At 37.2% G+C, this 2,478-nt stretch carries 1 protein-coding gene; it reads right to left on the bottom strand.

All coding sequences use genetic code 11. The annotated features are described in order from the left end of the window. The coding region (locus tag ADH54_RS12395; protein ID WP_049524112.1) for a PBECR4 domain-containing protein at positions 1-2,478 on the bottom strand (2,478 nt) is incomplete at both ends.

The raw sequence follows: 2,478 nt of genomic DNA, 5'->3' as shown, positions 1-2,478 counted from the left end.
CCCTCTTTCAAGTGTTCAGCTAAAGCTTTTGTATCTTTATTTGCGACTAACTGGGAAATGGTTTGTTCTGAACTTTTAGTAGCAATTGCATCTGTTATAATAGCTCCAGTTTCAGCTTCAACATCTGTCCTTCTTTCTCTATCTTCCTGTTTTTTATGAAGGTTAGAAGCGCCGTTGTATGGATCTGTTCCCTGTAACATCTCATCAGAATTGGAAATACCATCACCATCCAAATCACGATCCCTCTCATCTTTTCGGTTATACTGATAAATTTTTTCGTATCGATTATCTAGTGTCTCTTGCGAATCTTTGACTTGTAATTTTTCAAATTCTTCTCGAACATTGGCAATAGTTTGTTCAACTTTTTCTGATAAATCATTCACTTCTTTTTGCCATTTTTCTACAAGAGCTACTTGTTCTTGAGGCGAATCTCTAACTCCCAACTTCTCAAACCAAGCAGATAAATTTTCAACTTCAACGCTATCCCTTCCATCAAAAGAAATAAATCCTAGACGACTATCATGACTACTATCCGAAAAACCAATCGGACTGTTTTTTAAATCTCCATAAGGAAGTTGAGATAATAGTTGATCTGTATAAGGAGTATCTTCCAAAGCGTAACTGAACTGAGAAATATCTAGTTCACTCGCTAATCTCTCCAGATGATACTGATTAAATAATGTCCCATCTATCTTCATCAGCTCTGGATGCTCTCTCATTTCTCGTGTACCAAGTCTTTCTTTATGAGCGATTGGATTAATCTCCTCACCAATATTGTAACGGATACCATCCTGAATCAGTTCACCATCAGGAGCGTAGATACTAAACTGGATCTTAGTTGGAGAGATGTAGGCTTCTGGATGACCACCAGTCACTTGTTCTAGCCCTTCCTGATGTAGCTGATAGAAGTCCTGATTGGCTTTGTAAAGCTCTCTAGCAAAATCTTGATAAGATATCAGATCTGTTTCGCTAAAAGGTAAAATTGGCCCATCTTTATGCTTTTCTGCCCATTGAAGGCGGACATTGTAGGTCGTATTTTCTTTTGAGAGTTCTTCATACTGCTTATTATTCAAAACTGATAGCATTTCTGCACCTTTGTCTTTAACATATTCTTCATTGATTGAAAGTTGCTCGATGTGACCTTCTCTTTCTCTATAGACACCGAGAATTGTGCCAGTATCTATATCTTCCAGTTGTTTACTTAAATCCCCCTTCACTCTCATTAAAGATGCAGGGACATGAGTAAATTCCTTTTCTTTGAATAACAATAACAAATCAGTATCTTCTGGTCTAATTGCTTTTGAAAGATCCAGATTATTAAATTTCTTTACAGATGAAAGATCGTTAAACACAAAGGAGTCTGACTCTATCACCTCAGGTAATAAGTTCAAAACTTTTAGTTTATCCGACATTCCATTCGCAAATTTTAAATCTTTGAAATGCCCTTTCCCAGCTGCAACATCTTCAACGAATGACTCAGACAAATGTTCTACCCACTCATTATATACAGGTGTTACTCCAGTTAAGTGCATCCAATTTTTCTTGTCAAATTTAACATTTAGAATTTGGAATTGCTTTTCTTCTGGATTCCTATAAATATAATGGATACTTGTCCCTGACATTTCTTTTAGATACCATTGAGCCGAGTCCCTCATTGCATTTGCATATAAATTTAACGTCCGCATGTTTTTTCTGAATTTTTTATTTGACATTCGATCTTCATCGATGGTAAAATGAAGATGAACATTGGCAGGAAAATCAGGTTGAGAATTTTTCTCAACGGGCTGCGGTGCTGTCCCTGGAGTTTCCACTCCTAAAAAACTGGAATTGCGATTCAATAGTTCGCCCCCAGTGTTAGTCTCTTGATAATTATCAAGAGACTTTTCTTTTTCTTCTGAAGCTGTAGTTGGTTCAACGAGTCTAGTTGACTGAACAGAAAAACCTATATTATTCCAGTTTTTCTTTAGCCATTCCGCATCGTACGGAGATAAATGACTAGTATCTACGTTCAATACAGAACTTTGATCATCTTCTAGGACTACTTCATCTTGCTTTTTTTGTTTGGACAGTAACTTATTTACTAAATCTTCTTCATGTTCACTGCTATTCTCATGCAATTTCGACATACTATCTTTTCTCCCTCTTTCTTGATTAATGATTGTTTGATATTCTTGACGGACTTCTTCCTTTGTCAATTGCCTATCTGACACAAAGGCTTTTACATCATCTGCAGTTAGCTCTTGCGCTTTTGCAAGAGCTAGTTCCTTCTCAAAAAAACCCTGGTAATGCCAGGACTTTTCATCTGCTGTGTAAACGTGCGCCAGCTCCTTAGGAGCTTCATTCCCCCTCTTCAGGAAATCATTCCAATCTTCCTTTTCCTGGTTAAGTTGAACGATAGGCGGAATCGCAATCTGGACTGGAATCCCCTTTTCCTGCAGACTAGTTATAAATTTATGGCCAGCCATATCATTATCTACA

The organism is Streptococcus pseudopneumoniae (genome assembly GCF_001072315.1).
In the GTDB taxonomy this organism is placed as follows: domain Bacteria; phylum Bacillota; class Bacilli; order Lactobacillales; family Streptococcaceae; genus Streptococcus; species Streptococcus pseudopneumoniae_R.
Note: the sequence above shows the minus strand (reverse complement) of the source record. Positions and strands in the feature narration are given on the sequence as shown.